A 14,090-nucleotide genomic window follows, 5' to 3' on the forward strand; every position below is an offset into this window, starting at 1 on the left:
ACATCTGCCTTGTGGCCCATCCATTCGGGCTTTGATGCCGATTTTCCCCTTCCTCTTATCAGGTTGAATCGAAATGGGGAAGGTCGACAAAGGGTCAAAAGGTTGCCTCACAATGATTGTAATCATATCGGAAGTTCTTAAATATGAGGTCGCAATAACGGAGACGATTATATGCCAGAAAACCAACAAGGTTCTGCCGGATGGCGGGGAACCACTATTTTGACCGTGCGCAAAGGCAACAAGGTTGTTGTTGCTGGTGACGGTCAAGTCTCACTTGGACCAACTGTTATTAAACATGGCGCGCGTAAAGTTCGGCGCTTGGCAGGCGGCAAAGTGATCACAGGATTTGCCGGCGCGACCGCAGATGCTTTTACTCTATTTGAGCGCTTGGAAGCCAAACTGGAACAATATCCGGACCAATTGATGCGCGCCTGCGTGGAATTGGCCAAGGATTGGCGGACTGATCGCTATTTGCGCCGTTTGGAAGCCATGATGATTGTGGCCGACAAGAAGGACAGTTTGGTGTTGACCGGCACGGGCGATGTGCTTTCCCCCGATAGCGGGGTGATGGGCATTGGCTCGGGCGGCAATTATGCGCTGGCGGCGGCCAGCGCGTTGATGGACACCGATTATGACGCGGAAGAGATTGCCCGTCGGTCCATGAAAATTGCGGCAGAGATTTGCGTATACACCAATGAAAGCCTCACCGTCGAAACCATTGATTTGGACGAGTAATGGCCTCCATTCGTCGCCTTACGCCAAAAGATGCGGAACGGTTTCGAGAAATCCGCATTGAGGGATTTCGCCAACATCCGGCGGCCTTTGGCTCTGGCTTGGCCAATGTGATTGACCAGCCACTGAGCTTTTTTGAAAGCTGGCTCGCTGACCTCAATGCCTATGGGGTGTTTGAGGATGATGAGTTGGTGGCGGTGGCTGCTTATGCCCGTGGCAAAGGTGTCAATGTGCGCCACACCGCCAATTTGATCGCCGTTTATGCCCGCCCGCAAGCACGCGGCACAGGCATTATGGCGCAAATGATTGAGGCGATGTGCGAGGATGCCCGGCAAGAGGGTATTGAGCAGATCACGCTTTGCGTGACGGTGGACAATCAGGCGGCGCAAAAAACCTATCGCAAACTCGGGTTTGAGCGGTTTGGTACCGCGCCCAAGGCCATTTTGCATGATGGCCACTATTATGATGAAGATTTGATGGTGCGCTTTTTATAAGGCACCGGAAGGAAAAATGATGAGTGAACTAAGTTTTTCTCCGCGCGAGATCGTTTCTGAACTGGACCGCTATATTGTGGGCCAAAAAGACGCCAAGCGCGCTGTGGCCGTGGCCCTGCGCAACCGTTGGCGCCGCCAGCAACTGGACGCAGAGATGCGCCAAGAGGTCAGCCCAAAAAACATTTTGATGATCGGGCCAACTGGCGTGGGTAAAACTGAAATTTCCCGCCGCTTGGCGCGGTTGGCGCAAGCGCCTTTTGTGAAGGTGGAAGCCACCAAATTCACTGAAGTGGGCTATGTGGGCCGCGATGTGGAGCAGATTGTGCGCGACCTGGTGGAAGCCGGGATTGGGCTTTTGAAGGATAAAAAGCGCAAGGAAGTGCAAGCCAAAGCGCATTTGCAGGCGGAAGAGCGGGTTTTGGATGCGTTGGTGGGCAAATCTGCCAGTCCCGCCACCCGCGACAGCTATCGGCAAAAGCTGCGCAACAACGAGCTTGACGATAAAGAGATCGAAGTAGAGCTGACGGGTCAATCTGGTTCGCCCATGTTTGATATGCCGGGCATGCCGGGCGCGCAAATGGGCATGATTGATCTTTCGGACATGTTGGGCAAAGCCTTCAACCAAAAAGGCGTGAAGCGCACGGTGAAAGTGGTCGACAGCTATGAGTTGCTGATCAATGAAGAGGCCGACAAGCTGCTGGATCAGGACAAAATTATTGCCGAAGCCATTGAGCTGGTGGAAAATCACGGCATTGTTTTCCTCGACGAAATCGACAAAATTTGCGTGAAAGATGGCCGTTCTGGTGGCGAAGTGAGCCGCGAAGGCGTGCAGCGCGATTTGCTGCCCTTGATTGAAGGCACCACAGTTTCGACCAAACATGGGCCGGTGAAAACCGACCATATTTTGTTTATCGCCTCGGGCGCCTTCCATGTGGCCAAACCATCGGACTTGCTGCCTGAATTGCAGGGGCGTTTGCCGATTCGTGTGGAATTGCGCGCCCTCACCCATGAGGATTTTGTGCGGATTTTGAACGACACGGACGCCAGCCTGATTAAGCAATATGTCGCGTTGATGGGCACGGAGGGTGTCACCCTTGATTTCAAAGATGATGCGATTGACGCCATCGCCGAACTTGGGGTGGCGATCAACGCCAAAATCGAAAATATCGGGGCGCGACGGCTGCAAACCGTGATGGAAAAACTGCTGGAAGATATTTCGTTCAATGCGCCAGATAAGAGTGGCGAAACCATTGAAATTGATGGCGCTTATGTGCGCAAGGCTGTTGGCGAGTTGGCTGAGGACACAGACCTCAGTCGGTTTATTCTCTAAATCTTATCTCCAAAACAAAAGAAAACGCCCTGATCAATGATCAGGGCGTTTTTGCCTATGTCAGTGTTCTATGGATGGGGAAGAAGGAGTTGGCTTTGTGGCCAACCTACATCTGACATCACGGCATTACTAAAGCTTATTTTGGCACCAAAACGGCGTTTACAACGTGGATCACACCGTTGGTCTGGGCCAAGTCGGCTGCTGTTACCTGACCTGCATTGCCATTCTCATCGATGATGAACACATTGCCGTCACGGATTTCAGCTTTCAGTGTGTCGCCGCTTACGGCTTCAAACTCATATGAACCGCCATTGGCTTCAATCGCTGCAATCAAATCAGCAGCGCGTACATCGCCTGCAACTACGTGTGCTGTCAGCACTTTTGTCAGCATGTCTTTGTTTTCAGGCTCCAACAATGTCTCGACAGTGCCTTCAGGCAAAGCGGCAAATGCATCATTGGTTGGCGCGAATACGGTGAATGGACCGTCGCCTTGCAATGTTTCAACCAAGCCAGCAGCTTGTACAGCAGCAACCAAGGTTGTGTGGGCGTCAGAAGCAATTGCTGTTTCAACAATGTTCATTTTCGCGCCATGGCCATCAGCCAAGGCAGGAGCGGCAGCAAAGCCAAGTGACATTGCAACAATAGCGGCGGAAGAAGTCTTCAAGATTGATTTAAGCATGATGTTTCTCTCCAGTTAAAAGGTTTCTATCCGCTGGCCAACGGTCAGGATAGAAACGACGGGAGATTGAGACTCGATCATTTGCAAAAGGTAACGTTTTTGTGAGTAGATATTTCAATGACTTACACCGAAATTTTTGAGCAAATTTTCAAAAAACAGGTCTTGCGACAAAGCGCATCCACAAGAAAAAACGCCCCTGAACTCAATCAGAGGCGTTTTGGATGAACCTGTTCGGGGCGGGAACATGGTTCAAAAGGGGGTCAAAGAAGAAAGTTGGAAACTTCTCGATTTTGGAGGATGACTTCTGACCCCGATCTCGGTTTAGGCCGCTTTGAAATTCAACGCGACGCCGTTTAAGCAATGGCGCTTGCCGGTAGGCTGCGGTCCATCATCAAAGATGTGTCCCAGGTGCCCGCCGCAGCGGCTGCAATGCACTTCTGTGCGGGTCGCGAACAATGAATTGTCTGGCTTGGTGCCGATGGCTGCCTCGTCGACGGGTGCCCAAAAGCTCGGCCAGCCTGTTTTGCTGTCATATTTTGTGTCTGAGGGATAGACCGCCTGGTCGCACCCGGCACAATGATAAATGCCGGCCCGTTTCTCTTCTAATAAGTCAGATGTATAGGGCCGCTCTGTTTGTTCTTCACGCAAAACCGCGAATTCATTATCTGTCAGCAGCGCCCTCCACTCTTCCGGCGTGCGGGTGATTTCAAATTCGCCTTGGTCATTGGCATTGGCCTGATCGCCTGCGCGCCAGAAATATGTGCCTGCGCCGACACCAGCGACCGCAAATGCCCCCAGACCCAGCCCGATCTTTTTCAAAAATCCGCGACGTTCTATTTTGGTTTCGTTAGACATTTGCCGAACTCCTTGTTGGGGGGATGAAAATGGGCTGGCCCGAAGGCCAACCCACCGCTCACGATAAGCTTATTTTGGAACCAAAACTGAGTTCACAACGTGGATCACGCCGTTTGATTGGTTCACATCGGCGATGGTTACTTTCGCAGCATTGCCATTTTCGTCGATGATATAGACGTTGCCGTCATTCAACTGGGCAGACAGTGCGTCGCCACTCACAGCTGTGAAATTATATGTGCCGCCATTGTCTTCGATCATTTTGATCAAGTCTGCGGCTTTCACGTCACCGGCCACAACGTGGGCAGTCAAGACTTTGGTCAGCATGTCTTTGTTTTCAGGCTTCAGCAATGTTTCAACTGTGCCCTCTGGCAATGCTTCAAATGCCGCATTTGTTGGGGCAAACACAGTGAATGGGCCTTCGCTTTGCAATGTCTCAACAAGACCTGCAGCTTTCACAGCAGCAACCAATGTGGTGTGGTCTTTTGAGTTAACAGCGTTTTCAACAATGTTTTTATCTGCGAACATTGCTGCACCACCCACCATTGGGTTTTCGTCCATGGCAAACGCTGCGCCTGCTGACGCAAAGCCGATGGTTGTGGCTACAAATAGGGCTGATGATGTTTTCAAAATTGATTTTAGCATGATTACCTCTCCGTTGTTTTTAAACACCCTCATCAAAAGGGTTACTGCAGATACGGGAGGGTTTTCAGCTTTGTTTCAGAATATGTCGATTTTTTTGAAGTTTTATGAATTATTGTTTTATTTCAGATATTTAGGTTTATGTTTTATTCCTATCTTTTTTCCGAAACTATATCTTTTGCCGTCTCAACACGAAAAAACCGAGATGGTTTGACCATCCCGGTTTGCAGATTTTGGCAATAAATAAAGTGCCCTAGATGGTGCGCAACTGACCGGACGCGATCACTGGGCCTGTGGGCAATCCAGTTGGCGACCCGCCAAGCGGCTCCACAGAGATGGCGAAAGTTGCGCCTTCATCCAATTGCGCCAGCAAGGCCTCGTCCAAATCCAATGTTGTAGTGCCTTGTGCCTCAACCAAAGCGATGGACACGGGGTTGCCTTCAGCCGGCACCAGCCATAATTCATGGTCATGCTCAGCACTGGACTGCATGGCGGTCAAAATTGTCATTTGGCGCTTGGCTCGATCCAGTCGCGCCACCATGGCAGGGCTTGTGCCTTCGCTGGTGAGCGTCGCCACCAGTTCCTGCGTCGTCAATGTAGGTTGGGTTGGTGCAAGTGGCCCGCCATAAATCAACATCGCAAGTGCAATCGCAGCGACGGCACTGGTGCCCAGGCTCAGGCCGCGCCAAAGATTGACGCTTTGCCACCAGGCGGCCAAACCTTTCGCCGCGGTGGATGGTGTTTCAACAAGCCCCAAACGATGTTCGATCTGCGACCACACTGCCGGCGATGGCATTTGTGGTTCCACATCGTCCAACATGGGGGTGAGACGCGATGTCCACCCATCCACTTCGTGCTGAAAACTGATGTTCTGATCATAAAGCATAGCGGCCTTGTCATGTTCGTCTTTTTCCAAAACGCCCATGGCAAATTCGGCGGCCAGCCATCGCTCTTTTTCAGTTAGATCAGAATTGTTCACGCTATTGCTCATTTCCTAGACATTCCTTTAGCGACAGCAGAGAGCGCCTTATCCATGTTTTCACCGTATTGATCGGCACTTTTAATTCATCCGCCGCCTGCTGATAAGACCAGCCGCTCAAATAGGTGCGGCGCACACATTGGGCATGGTCTTGTTTTAACTGCTCAAGGCACAGGTCGATTTGCTTGGCCACTTGGCCCGAAATTGTTTGTTGCTCGGGCGATGGTTCTGCGTCCGGCAAATCGAAATGATCATCAATTTGCTCTGTTGGCTTCCCACGGGAACGCACGCGGTCAATTGCCTGATTGCGCACAATGGTGGAAAGCCAAGCCACTGGCGTTGCGCGCCCCATGGCATATTGATCCGATTTTTGCCAAATTTTTACAAACGCATCTTGGAGCACGTCCTCTGCCTCTTGCTTCTCCCTTAAGATACGGAAACACACGCCAAAAAGTTTCGGCGCCATCAAAGAATAAAGCTCAGAAAATGCAGATTTGTCGCCCAGGGCGGTACGACCAATTAGATATTCGAGGGTTTGGGCACTGATATTGCGGTGCGCGTCAGTCATTTATCCTCACCTTTGGCCAATATGAGCCACAGACTAAAAAGGGCTTAGTCTAGTTTACGGTGCGTTTGCAAAACTGGATCATATTACTTTTTCGCGCGCGCCCGCGCACCACGCTGTTCAACTTCTTGAATAAGAAATTCCAAGTCTGACGGTTCGAGCGAATTGATGTTATGCGCCAATTTGTTGCTCAATGTCGTTGCCTTGGGATCCAGACCGGCCGTATCGATGGTGATTTTTGGATCAGATAGATCCGCCAAACGCTGCAATTCCTCAGCTTCATCCCAAATGACGTTAAAATAAGCGATGATGCGTTGCAGCATATACCAGGTGGGCTTGCCACGATGGCCGTGTTCGAGCGCCGACAAATACGCGCTCGATACATTTAGATCTGCCGCCATCTGCTTCAGCGTGATCTTACGGTCACGGCGCATTTGGCGCATTTTTGCGCCGAGAGGGGTCATTTTGAATTCCGTTTCAGCCTGATATAAAGCGCACCTTCGCCACCATGTGATTGGCCAGCCCCCTCAATGCCAGCAATCATGCCACGCAAATGAGGTTCTTCGAGCCATTGAGGTACACGATAGCGCAACACACCCTTTTGCTCAAATTGGGCAAAATCCGTGCGGCGCACGCCCTTACCCGTAATCACCAGCAGATTGCGGCGCCCCCGCGCAAATGCGCTGGCGATAAAATGACTGAGCGCACCGTGTGCTTCATGCTGGCGCATGCCGTGCAGATCCAATGTCGCCTCGATCGGGGTGCGGCCGCGGCGCAATTTACGCTGTGTTTTGGCGTCAATGCGCTTATCGGCCACTTTGGCCCGGATCACCGAATTGATGTGCGGCTGTGCATTTAGTTGTTGCTGCGGGGTGTGTGGCACCAGCGGCGCCCATTCGCGCTTGCCTGGGGCGTTCTGCGCCGCGCTGGTTTTTAGGTTGTCTGGCTTACTTTTCAGCTTGTCAGTTGCATCTGGCGGCGTAATTTTGCGCAAAGATTGCATTTTTTCAGGCTTTAAAGGCGATACGGACCGAGTCACCTCGGTCCATAAATGCCAATCGCCCAAATCTTGCGCTTTTTTTTTGCCGCCTCGCCCCATTGATCAGTCCAACTGATCGGTGCGGACCAATTTCCAATTCGGATCGCGTGATTTGATGGGACGCGCAAAGGTCCACTCATCGGCAATATCAACGATAGCTTCAAGATCGCCTTCAATCACCTCACCTGACTTGTCGCGCACCGCGCTAACCACTTGCGCCCGATAATCGACGGTGACCAGAGCGTCTTTGCCCTCAAATTCCACGTCAACAATTTCGACATTTTTAAAGCCGACAAAAGTGAACTGATTGGTTTGGCCTTCAGCTTCACGGGCATTAATCGCCTGCTCAAACTCGTCATAAATTGACCGATCAAGCAGCATTTTCAGGGTTTTCTTATCACCTTGGGCAAAGGCCACCACGATCATTTCATAGGCTGAGATCGCCCCGTCGAGGAACTGCTTTGGCGAAAAGTCACGATCTAAATCGGCCAGCTCCTGCAGCCCTTTTGCGACATTGGTACGTTCGCCTGCGATGCGTTCAATTTCAGCTTCCGTTTTCAAACGGCGTTTTTGTGCGTCCAATTGGGGGCGCGAGTTGTTATTTTCACGACGGCCCAAATCGATCACATTGCCAGCGTCTTTTTCGCGGGCACTTTCACTGTCGGGTGCATTTTCTTTGTCGTTTTTATCCTGTTGCTGGTATGGCGGGCGTTCTTCACCGGTGCGTGTGCCCAATACGGACCGCAGCCGGAACAGCACAACCACAGCAATAATCAAGAAGATAAGGGTGGTTGGATCTAAAAAGTCTTGCATATTTGCCTCGTCATGCGCCGGAGCGCGCTCGCAATTTCATTGTTTCTCCCTATATATATGGCAAGATACGCTTATGGCCAGCTTTGAGACCATCGATTGGCCAAAGAAATGTCATTTTGTCACATGAACGCTTATAAGGAGCCACCTTGTCCCGGATTTTATTTGCCCTGTTTGTTGTGGTGCCCATCATTGAAATTGCCATTTTTGTCGCTCTTGGCGGCTTAATCGGGTTTTGGTGGACCATGGGCGGCATTGTTTTCACCGCGATCTTGGGGTCGTTCCTGTTGCGGCAACAGGGCATGTCGGTTTTGTTTTCCATTCAGAACAAGCTCAATGCTGGCGGTTTTCCGGCGCAAGAGATTGTTGATGGGGTCATGTTGGCGATTGCAGGTGCCTTGTTGTTGACCCCAGGGTTTTTCACCGATGCAGTTGGTTTCTCGTTATTTGTGCCGCTGGTGCGTCAAACTTTGTTCACCGAGTTGCGCAAGCGGGTGAAAATCGTGTCCGCCACATCCTATCAATCCTACCAACAGAGGCCCCCTCACGATGGGCCGCGACGCAAAGACGACGAAGACGTAATCGATTTGGACCGCGATCATTGGCGCGATGATGAGCGTTGATTTAGCGCAGATTTTGCCCGTTGCAGGCTTCTTGTCGTCTCGGCCTAAAAGTGATAGCCACTTGTTCGATTAATTTTAAACGAAATGGGCAGGAACATGGCCGAAGAAGAAAACAAAGCAGCCGCAGGGGATCAACCTGCGCCTTCACTCAATATCGTTGGGCAATACATCAAAGATTTGAGCTTTGAAAACCCAAATGCGCCAGCATCGCTTAGCGCTGGCCAAGCACCACAAATTAGCATTTCCATCAATGTGGGCGCGCAAAAGCAGCAAGATGAGCTTTATGCAGTGGAATTGACCATCAATGCCAAAGCAGAGCGCGACGAAAAAGTCTTGTTCAGTGTTGAATTGGTTTATGGCGGGTTGTTCGCGATCAAGAACTTTCCTGAAAACCAACTTCATCCTTTGGTGATGATCGAGTGCCCGCGTTTGATTTTCCCATTTGCGCGTCAATTGCTGGCCACAGTGACACAAACTGGTGGTTTCCCACCATTGTTGATGGAACCTGTCGATTTTTCATCGATCTACCGCCAGAATTTGGAAGCCGCAGCACAACAGCAGCAGCAAAATAGCGACGCCAAGCCAAACTAATTCAGGTTAAGACCAATATTTGGCCCACAACGCTTCATCGTTCATGTGAAGCACAAAATCTTTGTGGCGCTGAATTTGATCTTCGCTTAGACGAGATGGCAAAGGGGTCGGGCGCTGGCGCGCGGCCTCTTTTTTTATGGTTTTGCCCGCCTCCTCGTCGCTTTGCGATTGTGCGGCCAAAGACAGGCCAACTTGGCGCCCGCCAATCAGCTCCAAATAGACTTCAGCCAAAATCTCACTATCGAGCAGCGCGCCATGCAAGGTGCGGCGGGCATTATCAATGCCATAATGGCGGCACAGGGCGTCCAAATTAACGCGGGCGCCGGGATGTTTTTTTCGCGCCAACATCACCGTGTCGATCACTTCATTTTCAAGCCGACGCTTGCTGGCCCATTCCAGCTCTGCCTGCAAAAAGCCCATATCGAACGGTGCATTGTGGATGACCAACACCGAATCAGCGACAAAATCGAGGAAATCGTCGGCCACATCTTTAAATAGGGGCTTGTCGGCCAAAAATTCGTTGCCCAACCCATGCACCTTGAAGGCTTCTTCCGGCATGTCCCGCTGGGGATTGCAATAAACATGATAATTGCTGCCTGTGGGAATGTGGTTGATCAGCTCCACGCACCCGATTTCCACCAACCGGTCACCCGTGGCCGGGCTTAACCCTGTGGTCTCTGTATCCAGCACAATTTCGCGTTTCAAAGCACTCGCCTCTATCCATCATTTGGTGAGCCATCAGTTTAGTCGGCTTTTGCGGCCAAACAAGCTTTGATGATCTCATCCACAGCCGATTGTGTTTGCTCCAGGCTGGTGCCCGTATCGATTTCAAAATCAGCCCGTTTACGCTTTTCACTTTGCGGCATTTGACGCGCCAAAATCGCCTCAAATTTTTGTTCATTCATGCCCTCGCGCGCCAGCGCCCGTTGTTTTTGAATGTCCGGCGCGCAAAAAGTGACCGCGACAAAATCGGTCGGGTAGGATTTGCCCGTTTCGAACAGCAACGGGATTTCAAGAATGGCTAATTTTTCTTTGTTTTCAGTCGCTTGATCTAGAAAATTGTGCATCTTTTGTTGCACCATCGGATGGATCAGGGCCTCAAGCTTGGCAAAACTTTCTGGTTGGCCCAGCACTTTTTTGGATAGAGCTGCCCGATCGATCTTGCCGTCAACAATTGCGTCGGGGAAAAGATTGCCCATGGCGGCAACTGCCTCACCGGCATAAAGCTCATGCACCGCTTTATCTGCATCGTAAATGGGAATATTGCGCTTGGCGAACATGCCGGCCACGGTGGATTTGCCGGTGGCAATAGAGCCGGTCAGGCCCAGCACCACTGGTTTATCAGCGTTCGTCATTTTCAACCTCACCATGAATATAAAGAAACAGATCCCGATCCACTTCAGGTTTTTTGCCGAACCAGCGTTCAAACCCAGGCACAGCCTGATGCAACAGCATGCCGAGGCCCGTGGCAATGTTCAGGCCACGATCTTGTGCCTCTTGCAGCAAGGATGTCATGAGCGGCGTGTAGACAATGTCAGTGACCAAAGCTGTTTTGGGCAATTTATCCACATCGAGATTTTCAAATCCCGTGCCGTTCATACCGATGGAACTGGTGTTGACAACGAAATCCGCTTTCTCGGCAAGTTCATTAAATTTATCAAGGGGTTGTGGTTCGATCGGGCCATCAAATTCATCCGCCAACTCTTCGGCACGGGCGAGGGTGCGATTGAGCAAATAGATGGTTTCAAAGCCTTTTTCCACAAGTGCATTGAGGATGGCGCGTGCAGCGCCGCCTGCGCCCAAAACAATCGCGATCTTTTTGTGGGTGTCCCAGTCGGGCACCTGATCATCAAGATTGGCTAAAAATCCATAAGCATCTGTATTGTCGCCGAAAATCTGCCCATCCTGCTGCCAAATCGTGTTGACCGCGCCAATTTTGCGAGCCGTGTCGGTTAGTTGATCACACAGCTCAAACGCCAATTCTTTGTGGGGCAGGGTGATGTTGCCGCCTTGCCACTGGCCCGAGCGCACCGCGCTGAATAAATCCCGTAACCCGGATTCATCGGTTTCAACGGCTTCATACTTGCCTTCAAGGCCATATTTTTGCAGCCAATAGCTGTGCACCCGCGGTGATTTTGAATGTTTAATGGGGGAGCCAGTGACGAAGGCGCGTTTTAGTTCAGTCATTTATAGGGCCTCTAGATTGCGAAGGGCTTTAAGAAGGGGCAACAAGGGTAAACCAAGCACCGTGAAATAATCGCCATCGATTTTTTCAAACAGATTTATGCTTGGTCCCTCCAATTGATAGCCGCCCGCGCATTGCAAAAGGGTTTCTCCGGCGAGATCAATCACTTTTTCCATCTCTGGATCGGTAAAATCGCGCATGGTGAGCTTAACGGTTTCGCTGGTTTCAGCCAAAATCTGGTTATTTTTGGCGATCACAGCCGCACTCACCAGGCGATGGGTCTTGCCGCGCATCATTTTCAATTGCTCGCGCAAATGGCTCATGTCGCGCGGCTTATGCAGCGGCATCTGCCCGAGCATGATGGTTTGATCAGCGCCAATAACGAAACAATCGGGATGGTGTTGCGCTACGGCAAATGCCTTCGCTGCCGCCAAATGGGCGGTGCGGGCGGCTTGCTCCAGCTTTGAAAGCTGGTTATCCCGTTCGATGGCACGTTCATCCACACGCGCCGCGACCACATCGAAATTGACGCCTGCATTGCGCAATAATTGTTGGCGATACACACTTTTAGAAGCTAAAATAATCTTATTTTTCATATGTTTAGTCAGTTATCCCCAGTAGACTGTGGGCAAATGTGTGAAGAGGCGCTCATTCGGCCTCGTTGGCCTGGTTTTCGCATCTTTTCCCCCACTGGCTAAAATTTCATGCACAGCTTTTGCCGTGGTTAAAAAAGAATTAAGGAAAATGTGGATTTCGGGCATAAGACTCCTTATCCAAAACTGTACCCGATTTATGCACAGCATTTCCACCTGTTATCCAGTAACGCTTTTTTAACCGTTAATCCTTTGTTAACGGGCAAATTTTACGTTTCGTTAACTTTTTGCCGTTGGATGCAAATTTTTGATCAACATAAAAGGGTCCATGTGCCGCATGTGGATTAGGGTTGTGGGAAAGAAAGAATTCCTGCAAAACACAGATAAGAAGAAAAAGAAGAAAGAAATAAGACTCTTATCTATTAGATTTATAGGGAAAAGGTGGACCGATTGACCGACCGGAAATTGCTTCAATGCGTATTAGGACAGAAATTTGATGTGCCCCCCATGTGGATCATGCGGCAAGCTGGACGTTATTTGCCCGAATATCGTGAAGTTCGTGCCTCAACAAAAGGGTTTTTGGATCTTTGCTATACGCCAGAAAAGGCAATCGAGGTCACCTTACAGCCTTTGAGACGTTTTGATCTGGATGCAGCCATTCTGTTCTCAGATATTCTGGTGATACCAGATGCTTTGGGACAGTCTGTGCGCTTCCAACCAGGTGAGGGACCTTTGCTTGAGCCGTTAGAGGGTATGGATGATGTGAAGGCATTGTCCGTGGACAAGGTGTTGGATCACCTCAACCCGGTGCTGGAAACCGTTTCCGGCTTGCGGTCAACGATTGATGATGACAAGACCTTGATTGGGTTTTGTGGTGCGCCTTGGACCGTCGCAACCTATATGATCGGCGGCAAAGGCTCGCCTGACCAAGCCGCGGCGCGTTTATTTGCGCTGCAGCAGCCTGAGGCGTTTACGGCATTGATGGATGTTTTGGTGGAAGCCAGCGCCCAATATTTGATCGCGCAGTTTAAAGCCGGTGCCGATGTGGTGCAGATTTTTGAAAGCTGGGCCTTGAATTTGGATGAGGTGGCGTTTGATTCATATGTGATTGCGCCGACGGTCAAACTGATCAATAGAGTTCGGGCTGAAATTCCGAATGCGCCGATTATTGGCTTTCCACGTGGCGCGGCGGCAAATGTGCCGAAATATATCAAAGCGACAGGCGTAAATACGGTTGGGGTGGATTATGCCACGCCGCTTCACTATGCAAAGGACCATATAGCGCCTCTGGCCACCGTACAGGGCAACTTGGACCCACTGAGGTTGGTGGCGGGCGGTGACCAGATGAATCGCGCTGTAGATGCCATCCTAGAGGCTTTTAGCGATACGCCGCATATCTTCAATTTGGGCCACGGTATTGTGCCGCAAACCCCGATTGCGCATGTGGAACAATTGGTCCGCCGGGTAAAAGGCTAAAATTATGCTTTGGGTGAAGTCATTACACATTATTTCCATCATCGCCTGGATGGCGGGCATGCTGTATTTGCCGCGTTTGATGGTTTATCATGCGGATGCTGAAAAAGGCTCCACCCAAAGCGAAACCTTCAAAATAATGGAACGCCGTCTGCTGAAAGCGATTATGACGCCTGCCATGATTGCCAGCTGGGTATTTGGTTTGTGGCTGGTGTTTGGTTTTCAAATGGCCAGTTTCACGGATATTTGGTTTTTGATTAAGTTTGCGGGTGTTTTGCTGCTGTCGGGCATGCATGGCTTTTTGGCCCGGCAAGTAAAAGACTTTGCCAAAGATCAAAATCAAAATAGTGCGAAGTTCTTTCGCATGATCAATGAAGTGCCAACTCTATTGATGGTCATTATTGTTATTATGGTGGTTGTGAAGCCGTTTTAGTTAAATTGGTTGAGCCAATAGTTTTCTTGAACCGCCAAAGGAATTGCGTTATAGCTGTCCCACTTGAGGC

General features: G+C 50.5%; 19 protein-coding genes. 7 read left to right on the top strand and 12 right to left on the bottom strand.

Annotation, left to right across the window (positions count from 1 at the left end; all coding sequences use genetic code 11):
* Window positions 1-171 precede the first annotated feature (171 nt).
* From hslV to hslU, 3 genes are read left to right on the top strand one after another with little or no spacing between them, the layout of a single operon-like run.
* Window positions 172-735: an ATP-dependent protease subunit HslV gene (gene hslV, locus MXMO3_RS01345; RefSeq protein WP_027835801.1), complete on the top strand. Its 564-nt coding sequence runs from the start codon at window positions 172-174 to the stop codon at window positions 733-735.
* Window positions 735-1,226, top strand: a complete 492-nt coding sequence (locus MXMO3_RS01350; RefSeq protein ID WP_027835802.1) for a GNAT family N-acetyltransferase — start codon at window positions 735-737, stop codon at window positions 1,224-1,226. Before hslV ends, MXMO3_RS01350 begins: the two co-directional genes overlap by 1 nt.
* 19 nt (window positions 1,227-1,245) lie before the next feature.
* Window positions 1,246-2,556, top strand: coding sequence for an ATP-dependent protease ATPase subunit HslU (hslU, locus tag MXMO3_RS01355; protein WP_027835803.1), 1,311 nt, complete (start codon window positions 1,246-1,248; stop codon window positions 2,554-2,556).
* Window positions 2,557-2,692: 136 nt separating this feature from the next.
* Here the strand turns inward: hslU and MXMO3_RS01360 are convergent, their stop codons facing one another.
* The 8 genes from MXMO3_RS01360 to MXMO3_RS01400 form a co-directional block, all read right to left on the bottom strand.
* Entirely contained in the window at window positions 2,693-3,235 is a 543-nt protein-coding gene (locus MXMO3_RS01360) for a fasciclin domain-containing protein (RefSeq protein WP_117394700.1), read from the bottom strand.
* A gap of 321 nt (window positions 3,236-3,556) precedes the next feature.
* A complete protein-coding gene (gene msrB, locus MXMO3_RS01365; protein ID WP_036223270.1) occupies window positions 3,557-4,072 on the bottom strand; it encodes a peptide-methionine (R)-S-oxide reductase MsrB in 516 nt (171 codons plus the stop codon).
* A gap of 87 nt (window positions 4,073-4,159) precedes the next feature.
* Complete coding sequence (locus tag MXMO3_RS01370) at window positions 4,160-4,732, bottom strand: fasciclin domain-containing protein (protein WP_117394701.1); 573 nt, start codon at window positions 4,730-4,732, stop codon at window positions 4,160-4,162.
* 250 nt (window positions 4,733-4,982) lie between these two features.
* On the bottom strand, window positions 4,983-5,720 hold the full coding sequence (locus MXMO3_RS01380) for an anti-sigma factor (RefSeq protein ID WP_117394703.1): 738 nt from the start codon (window positions 5,718-5,720) through the stop codon (window positions 4,983-4,985).
* Window positions 5,710-6,276, bottom strand: coding sequence for a sigma-70 family RNA polymerase sigma factor (locus tag MXMO3_RS01385; RefSeq protein WP_051213956.1), 567 nt, complete (start codon window positions 6,274-6,276; stop codon window positions 5,710-5,712). The genes MXMO3_RS01380 and MXMO3_RS01385 overlap by 11 nt, the downstream gene beginning before the upstream one ends.
* An 83-nt stretch (window positions 6,277-6,359) precedes the next feature.
* A complete protein-coding gene (locus tag MXMO3_RS01390; RefSeq protein WP_027835810.1) occupies window positions 6,360-6,737 on the bottom strand; it encodes a helix-turn-helix domain-containing protein in 378 nt (125 codons plus the stop codon).
* On the bottom strand, window positions 6,734-7,276 hold the full coding sequence (locus tag MXMO3_RS01395) for a Smr/MutS family protein (RefSeq protein WP_162889088.1): 543 nt from the start codon (window positions 7,274-7,276) through the stop codon (window positions 6,734-6,736). The genes MXMO3_RS01390 and MXMO3_RS01395 overlap by 4 nt, the downstream gene beginning before the upstream one ends.
* Before the next feature lie 99 nt (window positions 7,277-7,375).
* A complete protein-coding gene (locus MXMO3_RS01400; RefSeq protein WP_117394704.1) occupies window positions 7,376-8,125 on the bottom strand; it encodes a Tim44/TimA family putative adaptor protein in 750 nt (249 codons plus the stop codon).
* A 146-nt stretch (window positions 8,126-8,271) separates the two neighbouring features.
* On the opposite strand from MXMO3_RS01400, the gene MXMO3_RS01405 reads away from it, so the two are divergent.
* Together MXMO3_RS01405 and secB are read left to right on the top strand one after the other, a co-directional pair.
* Entirely contained in the window at window positions 8,272-8,745 is a 474-nt protein-coding gene (locus tag MXMO3_RS01405; RefSeq protein ID WP_036223081.1) for an FxsA family protein, read from the top strand.
* A gap of 96 nt (window positions 8,746-8,841) precedes the next feature.
* Entirely contained in the window at window positions 8,842-9,336 is a 495-nt protein-coding gene (secB, locus tag MXMO3_RS01410; protein ID WP_117394705.1) for a protein-export chaperone SecB, read from the top strand.
* A gap of 6 nt (window positions 9,337-9,342) precedes the next feature.
* On the opposite strand, the gene dnaQ is transcribed toward secB, so the two are convergent.
* The 4 genes from dnaQ to MXMO3_RS01430 are packed head-to-tail and all read right to left on the bottom strand — an operon-like array spanning window position 9,343 to window position 12,117.
* On the bottom strand, window positions 9,343-10,041 hold the full coding sequence (gene dnaQ / locus MXMO3_RS01415) for a DNA polymerase III subunit epsilon (RefSeq protein ID WP_205468057.1): 699 nt from the start codon (window positions 10,039-10,041) through the stop codon (window positions 9,343-9,345).
* A 38-nt stretch (window positions 10,042-10,079) separates the two neighbouring features.
* Window positions 10,080-10,691: a dephospho-CoA kinase gene (coaE, locus tag MXMO3_RS01420; protein ID WP_117394706.1), complete on the bottom strand. Its 612-nt coding sequence runs from the start codon at window positions 10,689-10,691 to the stop codon at window positions 10,080-10,082.
* Entirely contained in the window at window positions 10,678-11,523 is an 846-nt protein-coding gene (locus MXMO3_RS01425) for a shikimate dehydrogenase (RefSeq protein ID WP_117394707.1), read from the bottom strand. Before MXMO3_RS01425 ends, coaE begins: the two co-directional genes overlap by 14 nt.
* The gene (locus MXMO3_RS01430; RefSeq protein ID WP_117394708.1) at window positions 11,524-12,117 is read right to left on the bottom strand and encodes a Maf family nucleotide pyrophosphatase; all 594 of its coding nucleotides are present in this window, start codon (window positions 12,115-12,117) and stop codon (window positions 11,524-11,526) included.
* Window positions 12,118-12,555: 438 nt separating this feature from the next.
* On the opposite strand from MXMO3_RS01430, the gene hemE reads away from it, so the two are divergent.
* Window positions 12,556-13,590: a uroporphyrinogen decarboxylase gene (hemE, locus tag MXMO3_RS01435; protein ID WP_342773367.1), complete on the top strand. Its 1,035-nt coding sequence runs from the start codon at window positions 12,556-12,558 to the stop codon at window positions 13,588-13,590.
* A gap of 4 nt (window positions 13,591-13,594) precedes the next feature.
* Window positions 13,595-14,020: a protoporphyrinogen oxidase HemJ gene (hemJ, locus tag MXMO3_RS01440; protein WP_036223084.1), complete on the top strand. Its 426-nt coding sequence runs from the start codon at window positions 13,595-13,597 to the stop codon at window positions 14,018-14,020.
* The last annotated feature ends 70 nt before the right edge of the window (window positions 14,021-14,090 follow it).

It is taken from the genome of Maritalea myrionectae (assembly GCF_003433515.1).
Lineage (GTDB): Bacteria > Pseudomonadota > Alphaproteobacteria > Rhizobiales > Devosiaceae > Maritalea > Maritalea myrionectae.